Below are 18732 nucleotides of genomic sequence, written 5' to 3'. Positions count from 1 at the left end.
CCCCGATGGCGCCGACCGAAGGGCCCGCGAGCCGCCGTCACCGAGCGGTACGCGAGGGCGAACCCCCGCAGGGGGTTGACGGCATGAGGCGAGCCGAGGCCCGCAGTCAGGCAGCCAAGGAGGGAGTGGTCCTGCAACCGGAGCATTTGGCCACCATCAGTGAAAGTCATGGCTCCGGACGCGCAACGCAGGCTCGCGGCTGTCGGGCCCGCCCCCGTTCCGCGCCCCGTCCCCGCGTCCCGGCGCAATGGAAAGCGCGCTGCGCCCGACCTGCCGCAGCATCGCGTCATGGTCGGTTATCCGGTCACAGATGACATGAATGATCTCGCCTTCCTTCTGGACGCGGCCGCGCATCGCGATCATCGACGCCGCCATGACCTGGCGCCGATAGATGTCGAAGCGATCGGGCCAGAGGATGCCGTTGGCGATACCGGTCTCATCCTCGATCGTGACGAACAGCACGCCCTTTGCCGAGCCGGGGCGTTGCCGGACGAGGATCACCCCGGCGACCTCGATATTCCGGCCATCGCGGATCGAGCCGAGATCCGCGCAGCGGACGATCCCCATCCGGTCCAGCTCCTCGCGCAGGAAACTTAAGGGATGCGCGCGCAAACTCAGTTGAAGCGTGCGATAATCCTCCACCACCTCGCGTCCTTCGGTCATCGGCCGAAGCGCGGTCGGCGGTTCGAGCCCTTCGGGCGAGAAGTTCGCCTCGCGCGCGTCGGCGGCCGCGAAGAGCGGCAGCGGCGCCTCGCCGAGGCCGCGGACCTTCCACAGCCCCTGCCGCCGGTCCTCGGACAGAGAGGCAAATCCATCCGCTTCGGCGATCCGCTCGATCGCGGCGCGCGGCACGCCGGCGCGCCGCCATACATCCTCGACGCAGTCGTAGGGCACATCGCCGCGCGCCCCGACGATCGCGGCACCATGTATGTTCGCGAGCGATCGAACCTGGCGGAAGCCGAGGCGAACCGCGAGATAGCGCCCGTCGCTCCTTTCCAGCGTGCAGTCCCAATGGCTGTCGTTGATCGAGACCGGGCGCACCTCGACGCCGTGATTCCGGGCATCGCGCACGATCTGCGCGGGCGCGTAGAAGCCCATCGGCTGCGCGTTGAGCAAGGCCGCGCAAAAGACGTCCGGATGATGATGCTTCATCCAACATGAGGCATAGGCGATTTTCGCGAAGCTCGCGGCGTGGCTCTCGGGAAAGCCATAGCTCCCGAAACCCTCGATCTGCTTGAAGGTACGCTCGGCGAAATCCTTGGGATAGCCGCGCTCGACCATGCCGCCGACGAGCTTGTCGTAGAAATGTGATACGCCGCCGGTGAGCTTGAAGGTCGCCATCGCGCGGCGAAGCTGGTCGGCCTCGACCGGCGTGAAGCCGGCACCGACGATCGCGACCTTCATCGCCTGCTCCTGAAAGAGTGGCACCCCCAAGGTCTTCTCGAGCACGGCGCGAAGCTCGGGCTTTGGATATTCGGGCTTCTCCTTGCCTTCACGCCGCCGAAGATAGGGGTGCACCATGTCGCCCTGGATCGGGCCGGGGCGGACGATCGCGACCTCGATCACGAGGTCGTAGAAGCATTTGGGCTTGATCCGCGGCAGCATCGACATCTGCGCGCGGCTCTCGATCTGGAAGACGCCGAGCGTGTCGGCCTTCTGGATCATCCCATAGACCGCCGGGTCGTCGTCCTGCAGGTCGGCCATGCCGACATCGATGCTCTTGTGTTCGCGGAGCAGGTTGAACGCCCGGTTCATGCAGCCGAGCATCCCGAGACCCAGCACGTCGACCTTCATGAATTTGAGGACGTCGATATCGTCCTTGTCCCATTCGATGATCTGGCGGTCCTCCATCCGCGCCGGCTCGATCGGCACAAGATCGTCGAGCCGCTCCTCGGTCAGCACGAAGCCGCCCGGGTGCTGGGAGAGATGCCGCGGCGTCCCGATCAGCTGCCGCGCTAGATCGAGCGTCAGCCGAAGTCGATAGTCATTGGCGTTGAGGTTAAGCTCAGCGATGCGCTCCTCGGGGATGCCGTCGACCGACCAGCCCCAGACGAGGCCGGTCAGCATCTTGGTGAGATCCCGCGGTAGCCCGAGCGCCTTCCCCACCTCGGCGACCGCCCCGCGGGTTCGGTATCGCGTGACCACGGCGGTCAGCGCGGAGCGATGACGGCCGTAGGTCTCGTAGATCCACTGGATGATTTCTTCGCGCCGCTCATGTTCGAAGTCGACGTCGATATCGGGCGGCTCCTTGCGTTCACCCGACACGAAGCGCTCGAAGAGCAGCTCGTGCTTGATCGGGTCGATCGAAGTCACGCCGAGCAGGAAGCAGACGCAGCTGTTCGCGGCTGACCCGCGCCCTTGGCACAATATGCCGCGCCGCCGGCTCTCGGCGACGATCGAATTGACGGTCAGGAAATAGGGCGCGTAGCCGAGCTCGCCGATCAGGCGCAGCTCGTGATCGATCTGTTTCCGAAAGGCAGGCGGCACGCCGCCCGGAAACATCCGGTTCGCACCTTCCTCGGTCAACGCCGCCAACGCTTCCTGCGCGGTGCGGCCCTCCATCACCTGCTCATAGGGATATTGGTAGCGGATCTCGGCAAGGTCGAAGCGACAGGCTGCCGCGATGTCGGCGGTCGCCGCGATCGCGTCGGGGAACAGCGCGAAGCGCCTTTCCATCTCGGCCGGGCTCTTCAAGGCCCGGTCCATGAAGCGTTCGCGCTTGAACCCGAGCGCATCGACCGTCGTCTTCTCGCGGATCGCGGTCAGCACGTCCTGCAGCGGGCGCCGTTCGGGCGCATGGTAGAGGATGTCGCCGAGCGCGACGCTCCGCACCGCCACTTCCTGCGCCAGCGCATCGAGCGCGCGAAGCCGCGCGAAATCGCCGGGCCGGCGGCGCAGCGCGAGCGCGAGAAAGGCGCGCGGGCCGAAGGCGCCGCTGAGCTCGGCGAGATCGAGCCGCGCCCGTTCGTCGGCTTCACCGGGCAGGAGGATCGCGACGAGGCCCTCGGCCGAGGCCGCGACGTCGGGCCAGTCGAGCCAGCAATTGCCCTTGCCGCCGCGCCCCTTGCCCAAGGAGAGCAGCCGGGTCAGCCGCGACCAGGCCGCGCGGTCCGTCGGATAGAGGAGGATCGAGCGACCGTCGCGAAGGTCGACGCGCGTCCCCGCGATCAGCCGGACGCCGGTTGCTTCCTGTCCCGACAGACCGCGCACCATGCCGGCGACGCTGCCCCGGTCGCAAAGCCCGAGGGCCGAATGGCCGAGGGCAGCGGCGGCCGCGAACAATTCCTCGGGCGAAGAGGCCCCCCGCAGAAAGGAAAAATGGCTCGTGGCGTAGAGTTCGACATAGGTCGTAACGGGGTCCGTCATCCGAACACGCCGTGCATGTACCAGCTGAGGTCACCCGTCTTGTCGGTGATCGCGTCGCCGCGGCGGAAGAGCCAGAAGCGCTCGCCGCTTGTCGCCTCGACCCGGAAATAGTCGCGAACCGCCCACATCTCGCCCGGGCGGCGCCACCATTCGCCATGGATGCGCTCGGGGCCATCGCCTGCGACCACCGCATAGCTCCGCCCGCGCCACGCGAAGCGGCGCGGCGGATGGTCGGGAAGCAAGGCGACGACGCCCGACAGCGCCTCGGGCCGCGCGAGCATCCGGATCGGCCGCGGCCAGACGGGCCAGCCGGCAGGCTGGGCCAAAGGCCCGGCGCGCACGATCGCGCGCTCGGGGACATCGCTTTCGATCGCGGACAGGCGGAACAGCGCGGCATCGCCGGCGCGGCCGGCCAGCGCATCGACGAGCGGAGCGAGGTCGGGCGCCTGGCGTGCCGTGTTGAGCACGGCGGCGATCGCCTCGGGCGCCAGCGCTTCGACCTGCGGCGCCGCGAGAACCATCGTCTCGATCCCGAGCCCCGGCTCGATCCGGTCGATCCGGAGCCTGAACAGGCGCAGCAGATGTTTCGCATCGCGCGTCGCGCGCGCCGTGCCGACGGTGACGAACTGCGCGCCCATGTCGAGCCGGTCGCAGCGCAAGACGAGGCTCCGCACGCCAAGACTGCGCTCGCGCAGCGCGAGCACGAGATCGCCGAGCAGGTCGGCGATGACCTGCTCGATCGCCTCGGCGGTCCCGATCGGCTCGAGCAAGGAACGGCGCGCCTCGGGCATGTCGAACGGGACGACGGGCACGATCGGCTCGGGTACGAACCCTCGCGCCTGGTCGAGCCGCTCGACCGCGCCGCGCCCGAGCCGCCGGGCCAATGGCCCGCGCGGCATCGGATAAAGATCGGCGATCCGCTCGATCCCGAAGCGCGCCGCCGCGGCGAGCGCCTCCGGCGCCAGCCGGAGCGCCGCCAGCGGCAAAGGCGCCAGCGCCTCGCTCTCGCCTCCTTCCGGCAAGATCCGCACGCCCGCGCCGCCATCGCGTGCGAGCGCGTGAGCGGCGCCGGGCGTGCCGGCGATCGCGACACGCGCGGTGAAGCCGAGGCGCCGTAGAAAACCGAGCAGACGCGCCGCGAAACGCTCTTCGCCGCCGAAGAGATGCGTCGTGCCCGACAGGTCGAGCCACAGCCCGTCGATGCCCGACACTGCCGCCGTCGGCGTCCAGCAGCGGGCGGCGTGGAGCGCAAGGCGATCGAGCCACGCGCGATCGGCGTCGGGTGCGGCATCGAGTATGTCGAGATCGGAGACCAGCGCGCGGGCATGGGCGGCCGCCATGCCGGGCACGAGGCCGAGATCGAGCGCCGCCGGACAGGCGGCGGTCACGACGTCGCGCTGGCCGGTTCGCGCGACGACGATCGTCGGACGGAGGCCCCAGAGCGGCGGCAGCGGCGCAGCGATCCCGCCCGACGTCCCGTCGTCCGAGCGCAACGCCCGGAACACCGGTGCGGCAGCTTCGCTCCGCCGTCCGAGCTCGCGCATCGTCGGTCGCTGGTGCGCCGGGAGGGCGTCGAGCGACGGCTCGCCGGAGTGCGTGCCTTGCGCCCAGCGCGCGCCCGGACGCCAGCCGCCGCCGCGCGGCACCGAACAGGTGCCGGGATTGTCGTCGACAGGCTCGGGGAAGCGCGGACCCGCCCGCGCCCGATCAGGCGGCGTGCCCGAATGCGACGGTGTCCGTTCTGCCCGGCGCAACCGCTCGATCGGCAGTTGCGGCAGGAAGAGCGAGGCGACCCTGGTCATCGCACGCCTCCAGTTCGAGGGAAAAAGGCGGCCCGCCGCGCTGCCGGACCAGCTCGACATTCCAGCGCCCGCGCCCGACGCCGGGCGAGGCGAGGCGGCCCGACGACAAGGTGCCGATGCGCCAGCGGGTCATTGCGAGCGACGGATCGGCGAGCGGGCATTGGCCATAACGCCGGTACCGGCGATAGAGGATCATCGGCGTGTTGCCCTCGGATGCTGCCAGTTGCAGCCGGCGCGTCGCGGTCTGATCGGCCGCTTTCACTTCGGCAACGACGCAGGCGAGCGAACCGTCGCGCAGCGCGTCCTCGCACAGCGCCAGCAGTTCCTTGTCGGTCCTGCCTTGAGCATAGAGCACGCGGTCCGGACCGAGCCCCGCCTGTTCGAGACCGGGGGCATAGAGATCGAACCGCGTCAGCGCCCAGAGCGCCGACACGTCGGGCGCCGCCGCGAAGCGCGACGCGATTCCAGCCGCGAAGAGCGTTGCCGCAGCGTCATCGCTCCAGCTTGCCGAGGCGCCCGTGACCTCGTGCAGGCCTGCGCCATCGAGCCCGCCGCCAGCGAGAAGATGATCGACCGGCCCGACGCCGAACGGCAAGACCGGCCCGCGCGAGGCGGCTACACGCGCCACCGCCGCGCGAAGCACGTCGATATCTCTGGCACTTGGCCGAGGTGCAGATTGGGGCGTCGTGCTCATGGGAAATATCGACTCAAATGTTCCCTTTATGTTCCACCGAGTCAAAGGGCGCGTCAAGCGGGCCGCGACGAACCGCCGGGAATCGGTGCGCGCCTTCCGCCCGGCCTCTGTAAAAGCGAAACAAATTGGGCTCATGATCGTGACGGCTGCGTCCTGCTGACGGAACGAGGATCGCCGCCAAAGCATTGGAAGACCGGTGACGGACCTATTGCGAGGCGAATCATGCGTGAGAATCACAGCCGCTATTCCACCGTCTCGATCGTCCTGCACTGGACGATCGCCATCCTGATCATCGCCAATGCCACCTTTGGCGGCTGGATGGAGGACGCCTCGGACAGCGAGAAACTTGGCTATTATCATCTGCACAAATCGGTCGGGATCACGATCCTCGCGCTCAGCATTATCCGGCTCGGTTGGCGCTTCGGCCATCCCTGGCCGGCCTTCCCCGGCGGCATGCCGTCATGGGAACGGATGCTCGCGCGCACGACCCATGTCCTCTTCTATGTGCTGATGATCGGCGCCCCGCTTCTCGGCTGGGCCGCAGCGTCGGCGGGCGGGGCGCCTGAAGTGCCGCTTTACGGCGCCGTGCCCGCGCCCAATCTTCCGCTACCGCTGAACGAGGATCTCGCCGAAGAGCTCGGCGACATACACAAGCTGATGGTGAAGGCCATTTACGTCGTGCTCGCGCTGCATGTTCTCGGCGCGCTCAAGCATCATTTTTTCGACAAGGACGAAGTGCTCCACCGGATGCTGCCGCTGTTTCGCAATCCGCGCGGCTGACACGCGTCGGCGTCACGGCATGCTGTCGTCGCGGCTGAGCAGGCCGAGGGTGCGCTCATCGCGCTCGCCGCCGAACCAGCGGATGAGCGCGGCGGAGAAGAGCGGCCGCCGGCTCACGGCCTCGAACAATGTCAGCGATGAACGCAGCTTGACGGCGTCGACCTCGCCGAAGACCGCCACCGGGTCGCTTGCCGGCAGGTCCTGGATCGCTTCGACGCATTCGGCATAGCGCGCGCCGAGAAGCGGATGGGCCAGATAGGCCCGCGCCTCATCGGCTCCCGCGAGACCGTAGAGCTTCGACGTCGCGCTTCGGCCAAGGCCTGCCAGCTGCGGGAATATGAACCACATCCAGTGCGAGCACTTCTTGCCGCGGCGAATCTCGCCGAGCGCGCGCGGGTAGATTTGCTCTTGCGCGGTCACGAACAGATCGAGTCCCTCTTCGTTCGTCATAAGGCAAGAGCGCCTTGTGCAGGCGGCTTACCATATACCTGCGTCACCTCGAGGCTGCCTTCGGGAAGCCATTTCAATATGTCCTCGGCCGGAACGCGCGGATCGAGCCAAGCGGCCCATTGATCGCGTGGCAGCGGAATGATCTGGCGATGGTGATAGGGTGCGATGTCGGGACCTGCGTCCATGGTCAGGAGGCTGAAGGCTTCGCCGACATGGCTGTCGCGCCAGACGCCGGCCATGCAGAACCAGCGATGGTCCTTCAGCGTGAACAGCCACTTGTCGAGCCGCTTCTGCGCAGGGTCGGTGGGATCGGTGAACTCATAGAAACCGTCGCAGAGGACGAGGCATCGCTGCATGCCGAGATCGCGGCGCTCCGAGCGCACATTATAGACCGGTTTGCCGCCCTGTCCGGGCCAGCTCCAGCGCCGGTTGACGAGCGATCCGGCGGCGGCGCCGTCGCTGCTCTTCACGATCGGCGCTGTATCGGTGATGCGGACATCCTCGCGCGCCGGCACGTTCGGTGCGCCCTCGGGCATGTCGATCTTGATCTGGAGGTTGTCGAAGTCCTCGGCGATCGACGCGATGTCAATTTCGAGCCGATAATCATTGCACATGCGCGTCGGCCCCCTCGCCCTTGCGACTCAACATCGTTCCCATTATGTTCCACATATGGGTATCGCGCCAACCCCTTTCGATCCCGACGCCCCGAGCGGAGGCGTGCAAGCGCTCGTCCGGCGCAATCCCGACAATATGACCGAGATCGAAATGGTCAAAGCGGTTTGGGGTTCCGACCCGCGGTTTAGCGACGGGATCAATTATCGTTTCGTGCGCGCCGAGGGCCGCGCCTTCCCGGCGCGCCGCTGCCTGATCCCGGCGTCCGAGTTTCGCATGGGAACCGGCGATCACCGCTACCGGGTGACGCTCGACAGCGGCAATTTCTTCTATCTCGCCGCAGTGTGGGACCCGCCACTCGCCGACTGGCCGCTGTCCTACCGCATCCTCACCATCCCGGCGGGCGCCGATGTCATTCCCTATCAGTCGCGCCACGGCGTGATCATCCAGCGGCGCGACGCGAACCATTGGCTCGACGGCAGCCTGCCGAACGAGCTGCTGTTCGAGGAACCGCCGCGTCGCACGCTGTTCGTTGAGCCTTTGCGCAAACAGGCGGAACTTCCGCTCTAGGTCATGATGTCGCCGGCCCGCAGGGCCCGAACAACCGCACTCTTGGCGAGCCCGCAGCGGGGCGGCGTGCGATGCGCTCCCGTGCCTAGCCGCCGCCCCGCAAGGATAGCGAGCCGAGTGTGCCGCGCGGCCAAAACAAAAGTGCGACCCCTGGCCGAGCCTGCGAGGCCAGAGCGCGCTCATCAGATGCCGCGCCCGACATGCCGCCGCGCGGCCGTCCCGCCGGGCACGCCGGCGGGACGTACCGGCTCAGCCGTTCAGACGATCCTTGACGGCCTTCGCGGCGCCGAAGGTCAGCTTCTTCGAAGCCGCAATCTGGATGGTTTCGCCAGTCGAGGGATTGCGGCCTTCACGCGCGGCCGATTCCTTGACCTTGAACTTGCCGAAGCCGTTCACCGAGACTTCGTCGCCCTTGGCGGCGGCGTCGGTGATCGCAGCGAAAACGGCATCGACAGCCTTCTTCGCATCGGCCTTGCTCAGACCAAGTGCGGTTGCGACGCTGTCCGACAGTTCGGCGTGGTTCATAAAATCATCTCCTTGAGCGGCCGGAAGGATCCCGGCCGGGCGGGCGCTATAGCGCCGCGGACGGATCGGCGCCATCTGCGCCGCGCCAAGGCGCGGCACGGCGAGTTGCACTCGGTGGCGGCGTGCGGCAGTAGCGGCGGATGCTTCCCCACCGCCTCATCGCATCCGCCCTGCTCCTGCTGGCTGCCGCCTGCTCGCCCGCGACCTCCGCACCCGCGAACCCGTCTGCTCCATCGAAACCGCTCAAGCTTGCGAGCTGGAACCTGGAATTTCTCGCCGCGAGGAACGGCGAAGGCTGCAACCCCAGGGATGACAGCGATTATGCCGCGATGCGCCGCATCGTCGACGACCTCGACGCCGATGTGATCGCCTTTCAGGAGGCCGAGAATGAGACCGCCGCGGCGCGGGTCTTCGACCCCGCCAAATATGTCGTGATCATGGAAGCGCGGAAGGGCGCGCCGGGCGGCACCTGCGGCGGCAAGTTCCCGTCGCAGACGGTGATCCGCCAAGCGGTCGGTTTTGCGATCCGCAAGGATATGGCCTTCGATCGCCATGCCGATGTGACGTCGCTGATGCGCGGCAACGAACAGCTTCGCTCGGGCGTCGACATCACGCTCCGCCCCGAGGGCCGCACACCGATCCGCCTTCTCGGCATCCACCTCAAGTCAGGCTGCTTCTCCGGGAACGAGGCGAAGGCCTGCCCCATATTCCAGGACCAGATTCCGGCGCTCGAAGCCTGGATCGACGCGGCCGCCGCCGGGCCCGAGCGCTTCGCGGTGCTGGGCGACTGGAACCGGCGGCTCGCGCTTCCCGGCGACGCGATCTGGACTAAAATCGACGATGGCGATCCGGCCAACGCCGATTTGATGCTCGCCGACGCGGGCCAGCCGCCGGCCTGCGATCCGCGTTACGACAGTTTCATCGATCATATCGTGCTCGACCGGCGCGCCGCCGCCGACCGGACGGGGTTCAGCGAAACGCTCTATGCGCCCGGCGAGAAGCATTATTCGGACCACTGCCCGATCGCGGTCACGCTGCGGCGATAGAAAAATTCCGGGCCTCGAAGTAGCCCACGGAACCATCGCGCGCCCGGCACGTTTCACTTACCTGTCCAGACGAAAGAATGGCAGAATTTGATCGCATCTTCGGATGCAATCTAGGGAAGCCCCGCTGCAGCGATGTAGCGGGGCTTACCATTTCCGCTCCGCAGATATGCGGGCGCCATGCCGCAGGCGAGAAGCCAAGCGGCCCGACGATCATTCTGCGTCAGGCACGTCCTCGACACTTTCCCGACCGTCGTCATCAGGAAGGGGAACCTGCTCCGGAACTTGCTCGGGGCCGGTCGGGGGAGAATCGGGATGCGGGTCGGGCGGTGCGCTTGCCATGACAGCTCCTATGGACGTTGCCACTGGGAAACGGCCGGCAAGTCCTGCGGTTCCGGCGAGCCCGAGCCGCCCTGCGATCAGGCCGCAGGCCCCGGCACAAAATAGATCCAAAATGGTTTGATCTGGCGGCGGCACTTCCGTTTCCCCCCTGTTGACGATAGCGTGCCGCGCCATGACCGTGGGGGAAGAGGAATCGATCGGACCGGGATCGTTGTGGCTGCGATGGGATCCGCACGTCCACGCCCCGGGCACGATCTTCAACGACCAGTTCAAGGGCGATTGGGAAGCCTATCTTGCCGCGATCGAGGGTGCGACGCCGGCGATCCGTGCGCTCGGTATTACCGACTATTACGGGCTTGAACTCTACAAGGAGGTTCGCGCGCGCAAGGAGCAAGGTCGCCTCAAGGACTGCGACCTGATCTTTCCGAATATCGAGCTTCGGTTCAGCGTGGGAACCGCGCGGTCGTGGATCAACGCCCATCTGCTCGTCTGCCCCGACGATCCCGATCATATCGAGCAGCTCACGCGCTTCCTTCAGCGCCTGACCTTCAAGACCACGACCGACACCTTCGCCTGTAATCCTTCGGAGCTGATCCGCCTGGGACGTTCGCTCAATTCCGAGCTGACCGATGATCGTTCAGCGCTTCGCCACGGCTCCGAACAATTCAAGGTAAGCTTCGATCAGCTCCGTGAAGAATATAAGGGGATGAGCTGGGCGCAGGAGAATATCCTGATCGCGGTCGCCGGCGCGAAGGGCGATGGGACATCGGGACTTCAAGATGGCGCAGACCAAGCTTTGCGCCAGCAGATTGAACATTTTGCTCACATCATGTTCGCGTCGAGCCCGGCGCAACGTGAATTTTGGCTCGGCCGAAAAACCAGTCGCGAGCATATCTGCGAGACCTACGGCGGGCTCAAGCCCTGCATGCACGGCAGCGACGGGCATTCTGTGGAACGAACGGGCGCGCCCGATGGCGACCGCTATACCTGGATCAAAGGTGCGGCGACATTCGACGGACTGAAGCAGGCCTGCATCGATCCCGAGGGCCGCGCTTACGTCGGGACCGAGGCGCCGCCCGCAGCTGCGCCGTCTGAGACGATCCACCGTGTGACCCTGACGAATGCGCCGTGGGCCCCCAATTCGGTGATCGATCTCAACCCGGGCCTCGTCGCGATCATTGGTGCGCGCGGGTCCGGCAAGACCGCGCTGGCCGACATGATCGCAGCGGGCTGCGATGCCCATGCCGACCAGCTCCCTATGCAGTCTTTCCTGGTTCGGGCGAGCGAATATCTCGACGATGCGACGGTGAAGCTCGATTGGGGCAATGGCGTTGTCACCGAACGCGGCCTCGATAATGCCGCGGCGGCATGGGACGGCTACGCCCGCGCTCGATACCTGACACAGCAGTTCGTGGAATCGCTCTGCTCACCGGAGGGAATGACCGATGGCCTGCTGTCGGAAGTCGAGCGCGTGGTCTTTGACGCCCACAGCCCGACCGAGCGAGAGGGCGCGGTCGATTTTGCGGACCTTCGCGACCTCAAGGCAGCCCGGTTCCGCGAGGCGCGACGCCGCGAAGAACAGAAGCTCGAGGAATTGTCCGACCGGATCAACATCGAGCTCGAGAAGCAATCTCAGATCGTGGCCATTCGGAAGCAGGTCGACGAGAAGAAGCTCAAGATCACCCAGCTCACCGAGGACCGCGGCAAGCTTGTCCGCAAAGGCAGCGAGGACCGGATCAAGCGCCTCGAGGCCCTGACCGAGGCGGCAAACGAAGTGCGCGCACGGGTTAGGCGCCTGACCAATCGCGAGCAGAAGTTGCTACTCGTCCAGGACGAGGTTTCGGACTTCCGGACCCATCAGGCGCCCGAAAATCTGCGCGATGCGCAAGAGCGCCACAAGGATGCCGGCATAGCCGGAGAGGCGTGGGACCCGTTTCTGACGCAGTACAGCGGCAATGTGGACGGCATCATCAACGACAACCTGTCCTCCACCCGGAAGAACCGTGACGGGTGGCGCGGGATCGATATCGCAATCACCGATCCAGCGACCCCGCTCATCGCCGACGATGCCGATCTGACGAGACTTCCCCTTGGCCGGCTCGATGCGGAAATCCGGCGGCTCGGCGATATCATAAACGTCGACAAGGAAACACGCGAACGGTTCAATTCCCTGTCGACGAAAATCACGACCGAGACCGAATTGCTCTCGGTCCTGCAGGACAAGCTGAAGGACTATGAGGGCGCAGAGGAGCGCGCCAAGGGCCTGCCTACGGAAAGGCAGTCAAGCTACCGGCGGATCTTCGAAGCGGTGTTTTCGGAACAGCAGGTCCTCAACGACCTTTACGCACCCATCCGGGCGCGAATGGACGAGACGGGCGGGACGCTCGGGAAGCTTGCATTCACCGTCACCCGCCGAGCAGACATGGCGGAGTGGGCAAAGCGCGGCGAGGATCTGCTGGACCTTCGCCGACAGGGCCCGTTCCGCGGCGAGGGCAAATTGCTCGAGGCCGCGAATGACGAGCTTCGCGGCGTTTGGGAGAGTGGGACCGCCGAAGAAGTGACCGAGGCGCTCAAAGACTTTCGCCAAAAATATCAGAAGAGCTTCTTCGAACATGCTCTCGCACAGCGCAGCGATGCCGCCGCATTCCGCGGCTGGCTCAAGCTGTTCGCGCGCTGGCTCTATGGCACCGATCATATCGAAGTCCGGTACAGCGTCGATTATGATGGGGTCGACATCCGCAAACTTTCGCCGGGCACGCGCGGCATCGTACTCCTGCTGCTGTACCTCGCGCTCGACAACGCAGATGAGCGGCCGCTGATCATCGATCAGCCCGAGGAAAATCTCGATCCCAAGTCGATCTATGATGAACTCGTCGGCCTGTTCCTCAAGGCCAAGGCGAAGCGCCAGGTCATCATCGTCACGCATAACGCCAATCTGGTGATCAACACCGACGCCGATCAGGTCATCGTTGCATCGGCCGGCCCGCATCCGGGGGATGGCTTGCCCGAGATCGCCTATGCGAGCGGCGGCCTCGAAGATGCACCGATCCGCAAGATGGTCTGCGACATTCTCGAGGGCGGGGAACATGCGTTTCGCGAGCGCGCACGGCGCCTGCGCGTTCGCCTGGAGCGTTAGTCTCGATATTTTGCACGGGCTCAAGGGGGAGCAAAACCAATGAGGAAAATCATTCTGGCTGCGGCGCTGATCTGCGCGCCGGGACTGGCGCAGGCGCAATCGGGCTGTGCAGCCTATACGGGCACCATGGTGCAGCCCCAGACCTTCGACCAGGCTATCGCGTCCATCAAGCCCGTCGCGCCGAAGGACGAATTCGAGACCAGCGATGCATACCGCGCCCGGCTCGCAGCAGCGGGCGGCTCCGGCCCCCTCATCATCTCGAAGAAGATCGAAGGCGCGGAATATCTGGCCTATAATGCCGATCTCGGAGCCTTCGAGGTGAAGTCCTACCTGTTCGACAATACGAACTTCAGCGCTTGGGACACCTTCTATTATGCAAAAGTCGAAAGTCCGAAGGCCAGCACCCTCAGCAACCTCGACGTGACGATTTCGAGCAGCGAGGTCACGACCGGCACCTATTCCGCGCAGAATGGCTTCGGGGCGAAGGCCACCATCAGCAAGATTACCCGGACCGAGAACGCGATCTTCGAGGGTGAACCGGCGCGCTATGGCGAAGAGCTTTTCATCGCCAACAAGGGTGGGGTCATCGGGACCATCCCCATGAGCGTCGCCGAAGCGCAAGCCTTCAAACCCCAAGCCAAGATTGCCTTTGTTGTCGTGCCGAAGCTCCCGAATGTCGTTCGCGCCACCTACCCCTATGGCAAGACGACGATCAGCAATCCGACCGATATCACGGTGAATTCGACGGTCCTGGTCGCCGACATTCAGTGCGGCCTGCTCATGGACGGGACGAACAAGGTCGTCGCAGCCTTCACGACACGATGACCGCGTCAGAAGATCCCGGAGACAATTCCGGTCATAATGCGGCCGATCACCGCGCGGAGGATGAGGCAGAACGCCCACAGCCGCCGGTCGACGAACTCCTCGTTCTCGACGAGCGCCAACTCATCCGGATCGAGGCCGTACACAGGGGTTTCCTCTACCAGCATCTTTTCGCGGCAGCGTGCCTTCTCCTCGCGGGAAAGGCGGGAGCCGAACATATCATCGTCGAGCGGGACGAGGACATTGAAGTCCAGCTTCCGGACGCCCGTATCTATGCGCAGGTCAAAACGCGGCAGGACGTCCTCAATCCCAGTGATATTTCAGGAGCACTAGAGCGTTTCGAGGACATACGTGCGGATCATCAGAACGGCCTGCGAGCTGGCGACGCGAGATTCGTGATCGCGACGAATGCGCCTCCGTCGCCAGCCCTGCTCAAGAAGATTGCCGCGGATGACTGGCCTGACGATGTCGAGCTGCATTGGCCAGGCGGTCCTGAGCCCTCCGACAATTGCCTGCCTCGACCTGCCGACAATGTTGCCGGTATGGCTGCATATTGCTCGGATCTCGCGGCGCAGCTGCCATTCGGGTTGCTCAGGCCGGAGACGCTGACCTGGAAGCTGGCCGCCATGGTCATGCTCGCATCCGCTGGCACGCCTCCGCGCGAGGATCACAGTTTTTCCCGCGAGGAATTGCCGGACCTGTTCGAGCAGCTCGTGGTCCAGATGCAGCAGCTTCCGGCGCCGCCCCCGGTGTACCGCGCCCAGGTCGACGAACCCGCCCTGCTAAGTGACCAGCCCGTCCGCATCATAGCGGGACTTTCGGGCTCGGGGAAAACCGCCTGGATGGCCGAGGCCGCGGTCCATGCTGCGCTCCCGGTCACCTATCTCGACGTTGGGGACACGCCGGGACCCGCGCTCGCGTCAGCGGTAGCGCGCGAAGTGGCGGCGAAGATGTTCGGTCGCTCCAACGACAAGCTCGGCGAAATTCTTCTGCCGGGCGCGAGCGGATTGGACATGGTGAGCGCGCTGAGCATCAAGCTCGGCGAAGACGGCCTTCACGCGGCTGTCGTCATCGATAACAGCCACCGCATTCCCGCGGCCGATATAGAGGCGCTGGTAGCACGGGGCCCCAATCTCCGATTTGTCCTGCTGAGCCAACCGGGTCGGCACATCGCCGAACTCGAAGCAGGACTAGATATTCAAGCCGAGACTCTGAACGGCTGGGACGAAGACACTATCGCGGCGGCAGTTCAAGATGCTGGTTGCCGTGCCGATTTCGGCGATTGCGAGCGGCTATCCAGAATTACCGGAGGCCTGCCATTTTATGTACTCAATGCGGCGACGATCGCGGCGCGCGAATATGGCGGCGACATTAGGGCCTTTTGTACGGATATCGAGCAGCAGACCAATATCGTCGAGACGGCTCAAGAGATTATCCTGAGGCGCGCGTTCGAAGGCTTGCCGCCGGTCGACAGAGAAACGATCGCGGTCCTGAGCCTCGCCGATGTCGCGCTCTCACGGGACGAAGCCAGTGCCTTGCTTCAAGCCGCATGCGACATCGACGCGAAGGCGGCCACGGCCCGGTTGCGCGCGCTTCCCGCAACGGGTGCGCTGGAATTATTCGGGAATAGCGGCCTAAAAATTCACGACGCGGTGAGGATACTCGGCAAAGCGGACGTCTCGGCAAAGGGTCAGGACTTCGAGCAGAAAGCCTTGGGCTCGCTGCAGCGGGTCATCGTAAGCTCGATCCGGACCAACTGGAGCCTCGCGAAGTTAGGACTGCTCATCCGTCTGTTCGGGCTTCTCGGTCAGGCGAGAATATTGGTGCAGTTTGCCACAGACGAATTGTTCCACGAACTCGGGGTCTGGCCGGAAATCGAACCCTATCTGCTGACGATCGCGGCCGATCCGAACGGAGATGCCGAGACAAGGCTGTGGGCGCTCGACGGCCTGGTCTTCAATGATCTGCGCGAGGGAGATTATGAGGCCGGCCGGGAGCGGGTCGACGAGATGGAATCGCTGCTGAGGGCGAACGAGCTCGGCGACGAGGAGTGGATGGCCTGGGGCATGAAGCGGATGTTGCTCTTGTCCGAGCTTGGCGACATTGATGGCGTCCGGGCCATGCTTGACGAAGTTTCGGATCGACTTCCCGACCAGCCCGAACATCTGCGCGTGTTTCGCTACAATCGCGCCCTCGCCCTCTTCAAGCTCGGCGACAACGATACAGCGGTAAGTGAGGCACTCGCCCTCATCGGCGAATATTATCGGGAGCTCGGGATCAGGCCCGACGATGTGATAGGACGGAACGCCCCCGAACTTCGGGAGCTTCTTCCCAAAGACGAAGATCTCACCGATCGGCTGAAACATCTGGCAGACAGTCACGATCTTTTCGCGCAGGCCTTGGGCCGGAAGAGCCAGCGATCTACTCTCGCACGCATCCATGCGATGAAATTCTACGAACTGTCGCAATCCTACCAGTCATTCGTCCGGGTTGGTCTCGATCTTGTCGAAGAACTGGTCTGGGTGAACGACTTCATAAGCGCCCGCGAGGCCTTCGAACGGAACATCTTCCCCATCTTGCAAGGCGCGGGCCTCGCGGGGCCCGTTCTCGAAGCTCGCGCTCTATATGCGGTGGTTCTTGCGTACTGCGGCGACCATGATGCGGCGGCGAACGAGGTCGAGCGGCTGCTGCCGTTCGAGGATGCGATGGATCCGAACCATCGCGCGGCATTCCAGGAGCAGAAGGCCATCATTCGCGAGGTTCGGCGCAAAGGCGGTCCCCCGCAGCGACAGGTTGTGATTCCTGCCCCTTTGCAGGCGCTGTTCGATCAGCGTCGCGGTGCCCCCAGGGAGGTTGAGCCGAGGAAAAAGGTCGGCCGCAACGAAAAATGTCCCTGCGGTTCTGGCAAGAAATACAAAATCTGCCACGGGCGATGATCGCGAGCGGCTAGAGTCGGTCGTAGATGGCGTTCGGCAGAAGTTTCATCAGGCCAGCGACGAGCCACCAGCGTTTGGTGACATAGGCATGAGACTTACGGGCGCGGATGGCGCCGTAGATCTGCTTCGCCGCCTTTTCAGGCGAAGCAACCCAGAAGAGTCCGTCACCCTTCGCCATCGCGGTGTCGACGAAGCCGGGCCGCACGTCGGTCGTTGCAATCGGCAGGCCCCGGCGCGCCATGTTCTGGCGTAGCGCCTCCATATAGTTGGAGACGAAGGCCTTGGACGCATTGTAGGCAGGCGCGTCGCCGCTTCCCCGCAATCCCGCGATCGACGAAATGGCCACCAGATGCCCCGTGCCTTGGGCGATGAAGTGCTGCATGCCGATATTGGCCGCGGCCGCGAAACCTTCGACATTCACCGCGATGGTCTCGCGTTCCGCCTCCCAGACAAGATCGGCATTTATGTGGCCGACCCCGGCACTGATCACCAGCAAGTCGAGCCCGCCAAGCCGCTCGATCAGGGCGGCGAGTCCGCGTTGCATCGCGGTCGTGTCGGCCACGTCGAACGCCTCGTAGATTATCGAACCGGAAGAATTGCCAGCGAGATTGGCGAGCAGGTCGCGGCGCCGACTGGTGACGCCAACCGAATAGCCATGATGCGAGAGCAGCATCGCCAGCTCTCGGCCGATCCCTGAACTCGCGCCGACTATGATCGCTTTGTTCACGGGCAAGCTCTTGGAATGCGCCGGAACGAAACTGCGATCACAGCCTTCGTCATCAGATTTCGAATGCCTTGAGGAAGTCGGCCATAATTTCCGCGGCATGTCGCTGCCGCAAGATCCGGGCGTTCAGCAGATCGGGGTCGGCCGAGACATCGGCTTCGTCGTCTTCGAAACTTGCCACGGCGACGGGCCCGTCGCGCAAATAGCTCTCGTCGGGATTGGGATCGCGGAAGCGAGCCGCCATGCGAGTAAGAGCCTCGCGTATCGCCTCGGCATGCGGACCGGTCAGTGCAGCCGCGAATGCGGATTGCGCCGCGCCGACGCCACCTTCCAGATTCTCGATGCAGTAGATCAGGTCGTGCGCATCCTTGCGCTCGAACCTCTGATCGAAAGCAAAGGCCTTGAGACAGGTGAAGGTGACGATATCAGCGTAGCGCACGACCTCGGTGGCACGGCCCTTACCGTTCAGCAGGTCCGCCGTGATTTCGACGGTCCCGTGATGGTCGAACACCATGGAAGCGTGGGGGATGTTCAACGCCGAGACATTTCCGTCCGAAGGAAGTTCCTTTACCTTGCCGCCTCCAAGTTCCGGCGAGTCCGCCAGAAACTCGAGGATCATCGTCGTGCCGTCCTCGATCTCGGCGCGCCACCGCCAGGATTGCTTCGCACCCTTTTCATTCTCGGCGCGCTCGAAGTTCATCGCCTTTAGATTTTCTTCTAGCGTACTGTAGGCTTCGGTCGTCGTGAGGATTCCGACGTCGACGACGATATCGACGTCACCCGTGCCCGCATGTTTCGGGACTTTCGGCGGCCTGGCGGTCACGAGATAGCGCGGCGCGAGTCCGCCGACGAGAAAGACCGAATCCTTCCATGGTCCAAGCCCGCGCAGGAGCGTGACCAGTACGCGCTCGCACGCGTCGGTGACCATGT

Annotated in this window: 14 protein-coding genes; 6 read left to right on the top strand and 8 right to left on the bottom strand. The window is 64.8% G+C overall.

What is annotated here, in order from left to right; all coding sequences use genetic code 11:
• Nucleotides 1–156 precede the first annotated feature (156 nt).
• From FG95_RS01250 to FG95_RS01240, 3 genes are read right to left on the bottom strand one after another with little or no spacing between them, the layout of a single operon-like run.
• Nucleotides 157–3366 carry an error-prone DNA polymerase gene (locus tag FG95_RS01250; RefSeq protein WP_037553338.1) on the bottom strand — a complete coding sequence of 1070 codons (3210 nt, stop codon included), beginning with the start codon at nt 3364–3366 and terminating at the stop codon, nt 157–159.
• On the bottom strand, nt 3363–5168 hold the full coding sequence (locus FG95_RS01245; protein WP_081932951.1) for a DUF6504 family protein: 1806 nt from the start codon (nt 5166–5168) through the stop codon (nt 3363–3365). Before FG95_RS01245 ends, FG95_RS01250 begins: the two co-directional genes overlap by 4 nt.
• Nucleotides 5074–5862 (bottom strand): ImuA family protein, encoded by a 789-nt coding sequence (locus FG95_RS01240; RefSeq protein WP_228383753.1) that lies wholly within the window; start codon nt 5860–5862, stop codon nt 5074–5076. Before FG95_RS01240 ends, FG95_RS01245 begins: the two co-directional genes overlap by 95 nt.
• Before the next feature lie 222 nt (nt 5863–6084).
• Between FG95_RS01240 and FG95_RS01235 the strand changes: the two genes are divergently transcribed.
• On the top strand, nt 6085–6642 hold the full coding sequence (locus FG95_RS01235) for a cytochrome b (protein WP_037553336.1): 558 nt from the start codon (nt 6085–6087) through the stop codon (nt 6640–6642).
• A 12-nt stretch (nt 6643–6654) separates the two neighbouring features.
• On the opposite strand, the gene FG95_RS01230 is transcribed toward FG95_RS01235, so the two are convergent.
• Entirely contained in the window at nt 6655–7092 is a 438-nt protein-coding gene (locus FG95_RS01230; RefSeq protein ID WP_037553335.1) for a DUF1810 domain-containing protein, read from the bottom strand.
• Nucleotides 7089–7706 (bottom strand): SOS response-associated peptidase family protein, encoded by a 618-nt coding sequence (locus FG95_RS01225; RefSeq protein ID WP_037553333.1) that lies wholly within the window; start codon nt 7704–7706, stop codon nt 7089–7091. The genes FG95_RS01230 and FG95_RS01225 overlap by 4 nt, the downstream gene beginning before the upstream one ends.
• A gap of 136 nt (nt 7707–7842) precedes the next feature.
• Between FG95_RS01225 and FG95_RS01220 the strand changes: the two genes are divergently transcribed.
• Nucleotides 7843–8274, top strand: a complete 432-nt coding sequence (locus FG95_RS01220; protein ID WP_235211416.1) for an SOS response-associated peptidase family protein — start codon at nt 7843–7845, stop codon at nt 8272–8274.
• Nucleotides 8275–8523: 249 nt separating this feature from the next.
• Here FG95_RS01220 and FG95_RS01215 read toward each other — a convergent pair whose 3' ends face one another.
• On the bottom strand, nt 8524–8799 hold the full coding sequence (locus FG95_RS01215; protein ID WP_037553418.1) for an HU family DNA-binding protein: 276 nt from the start codon (nt 8797–8799) through the stop codon (nt 8524–8526).
• Between the two features lie 140 nt (nt 8800–8939).
• Between FG95_RS01215 and FG95_RS01210 the strand changes: the two genes are divergently transcribed.
• The 4 genes from FG95_RS01210 to FG95_RS01195 all read left to right on the top strand — a co-directional run bounded on the left by FG95_RS01210 (nt 8940) and on the right by FG95_RS01195 (nt 17078).
• Nucleotides 8940–9845: an endonuclease/exonuclease/phosphatase family protein gene (locus tag FG95_RS01210; RefSeq protein ID WP_037553331.1), complete on the top strand. Its 906-nt coding sequence runs from the start codon at nt 8940–8942 to the stop codon at nt 9843–9845.
• A 511-nt stretch (nt 9846–10356) separates the two neighbouring features.
• The gene (locus FG95_RS01205) at nt 10357–13320 is read left to right on the top strand and encodes a TrlF family AAA-like ATPase (RefSeq protein WP_037553330.1); all 2964 of its coding nucleotides are present in this window, start codon (nt 10357–10359) and stop codon (nt 13318–13320) included.
• Nucleotides 13321–13359: 39 nt separating this feature from the next.
• Nucleotides 13360–14145 (top strand): hypothetical protein, encoded by a 786-nt coding sequence (locus FG95_RS01200; protein ID WP_037553329.1) that lies wholly within the window; start codon nt 13360–13362, stop codon nt 14143–14145.
• Nucleotides 14142–17078: a YecA/YgfB family protein gene (locus FG95_RS01195; protein ID WP_197411522.1), complete on the top strand. Its 2937-nt coding sequence runs from the start codon at nt 14142–14144 to the stop codon at nt 17076–17078. Before FG95_RS01200 ends, FG95_RS01195 begins: the two co-directional genes overlap by 4 nt.
• A 10-nt stretch (nt 17079–17088) precedes the next feature.
• Here FG95_RS01195 and FG95_RS01190 read toward each other — a convergent pair whose 3' ends face one another.
• On the bottom strand, nt 17089–17805 hold the full coding sequence (locus tag FG95_RS01190; protein WP_037553328.1) for an SDR family NAD(P)-dependent oxidoreductase: 717 nt from the start codon (nt 17803–17805) through the stop codon (nt 17089–17091).
• Between the two features lie 52 nt (nt 17806–17857).
• Nucleotides 17858–18730: an antitoxin gene (locus FG95_RS01185; RefSeq protein WP_235211415.1), complete on the bottom strand. Its 873-nt coding sequence runs from the start codon at nt 18728–18730 to the stop codon at nt 17858–17860.
• Nucleotides 18731–18732: the final 2 nt, after the last annotated feature.

Source organism: Sphingopyxis sp. LC363, from assembly GCF_000756385.1.
Classification (GTDB): domain Bacteria; phylum Pseudomonadota; class Alphaproteobacteria; order Sphingomonadales; family Sphingomonadaceae; genus Sphingopyxis.
Note: the sequence above shows the minus strand (reverse complement) of the source record. Positions and strands in the feature narration are given on the sequence as shown.

What these genes read in the sequence shown, in the direction of transcription:
- FG95_RS01220 (WP_235211416.1), top strand. Translation starts at nt 7,843, where the DNA reads ATGACCGAGATCGAAATGGTCAAAGCGGTTTGGGGTTCCGACCCGCGG.
- FG95_RS01210 (WP_037553331.1), top strand. Translation starts at nt 8,940, where the DNA reads ATGCTTCCCCACCGCCTCATCGCATCCGCCCTGCTCCTGCTGGCTGCC.
- FG95_RS01200 (WP_037553329.1), top strand. Translation starts at nt 13,360, where the DNA reads ATGAGGAAAATCATTCTGGCTGCGGCGCTGATCTGCGCGCCGGGACTG.
- FG95_RS01250 (WP_037553338.1), bottom strand. Translation starts at nt 3,366, where the DNA reads ATGACGGACCCCGTTACGACCTATGTCGAACTCTACGCCACGAGCCAT.
- FG95_RS01225 (WP_037553333.1), bottom strand. Translation starts at nt 7,706, where the DNA reads ATGTGCAATGATTATCGGCTCGAAATTGACATCGCGTCGATCGCCGAG.
- FG95_RS01195 (WP_197411522.1), top strand. Translation starts at nt 14,142, where the DNA reads ATGACCGCGTCAGAAGATCCCGGAGACAATTCCGGTCATAATGCGGCC.
- FG95_RS01240 (WP_228383753.1), bottom strand. Translation starts at nt 5,862, where the DNA reads ATGAGCACGACGCCCCAATCTGCACCTCGGCCAAGTGCCAGAGATATC.
- FG95_RS01205 (WP_037553330.1), top strand. Translation starts at nt 10,357, where the DNA reads ATGACCGTGGGGGAAGAGGAATCGATCGGACCGGGATCGTTGTGGCTG.
- FG95_RS01230 (WP_037553335.1), bottom strand. Translation starts at nt 7,092, where the DNA reads ATGACGAACGAAGAGGGACTCGATCTGTTCGTGACCGCGCAAGAGCAA.
- FG95_RS01235 (WP_037553336.1), top strand. Translation starts at nt 6,085, where the DNA reads ATGCGTGAGAATCACAGCCGCTATTCCACCGTCTCGATCGTCCTGCAC.
- FG95_RS01245 (WP_081932951.1), bottom strand. Translation starts at nt 5,168, where the DNA reads ATGACCAGGGTCGCCTCGCTCTTCCTGCCGCAACTGCCGATCGAGCGG.
- FG95_RS01185 (WP_235211415.1), bottom strand. Translation starts at nt 18,730, where the DNA reads ATGGTCACCGACGCGTGCGAGCGCGTACTGGTCACGCTCCTGCGCGGG.
- FG95_RS01215 (WP_037553418.1), bottom strand. Translation starts at nt 8,799, where the DNA reads ATGAACCACGCCGAACTGTCGGACAGCGTCGCAACCGCACTTGGTCTG.